This window comes from Kroppenstedtia guangzhouensis (assembly GCF_014637345.1).
GTDB classification, from domain to species: Bacteria; Bacillota; Bacilli; order Thermoactinomycetales; family DSM-45169; genus Kroppenstedtia; species Kroppenstedtia guangzhouensis.
The window spans coordinates 1-738 of the sequence record NZ_BMEX01000073.1; the positions used below are offsets into that span (position 1 = coordinate 1).

Genomic DNA, 738 nt, shown 5'->3' on the forward strand with positions numbered 1-738 from the left:
CTCTGCCCCGATGATCTTGGAGAAGGGGATGAGTTCCTTGTCCTCTCCGTTCTGCAATAGCAACCATCTCCCCACCGGATCGATCCGCATGACAAAACCAATATACTTCCTCGGCCCGTATAAGGTAGCATAGGTTACCTCAATCGGCTGATCCTCCATGTATGACCGTTCAATCAAGCGATTGATTTCTTCCAGTGCATCCTCTGCCAACACCGGCGGGCGGTACTCCTTTTCTTTCTGACGCTCCAGCCACAGCTGCTCTTCATGTTGTGGGAGAATCATTCGGTGTCCCTCCCACAACTTGTTACCACGCTCCAACGCCATTTCAAACACCTCACCCACCATTTTACTCGAACGTACATTCGGTGATAAGAGGGAATTTGTGACATGATGTCGGAAAACTGCAAATGAATAAACATTCGCCCAATATATGCTATACTGAATGGACAAGGCACGATCCAGATCGGACGTTTCTCCAGATGGAGACTGTTTCTTTTCCTAGGCGGCTCTTTGGAGTCTTGCCCTGGCCTTGGCTCATTCGGCCAGGGCAGGGGTTTTCCATACTGCCCCTGGAAAGGAGGGTTCCTTCCGATGTTTACCCGGAAGGAGGTGTATCCATTTGCGGGACTTGCTATCCTGGCTTTTCGGCCACCTGTGGCAGGCTTTCCTGGTCTTCGGGCCGGTGATCCTGACCTACCGGTTGCAAAAAGGTCAGAAACGCAAGAAGTCCGATACCCG

Annotated in this window: 1 protein-coding gene; it reads right to left on the reverse strand. The window is 51.5% G+C overall.

Annotation, left to right across the window (positions count from 1 at the left end; translation table 11 throughout):
• Positions 1-282, reverse strand: a 282-nt coding sequence (locus IEV46_RS17855; protein WP_188433974.1) for a YolD-like family protein, incomplete at its 3' end; no start/stop codon positions are given.
• Between the last annotated feature and the right edge of the window lie 456 nt (positions 283-738).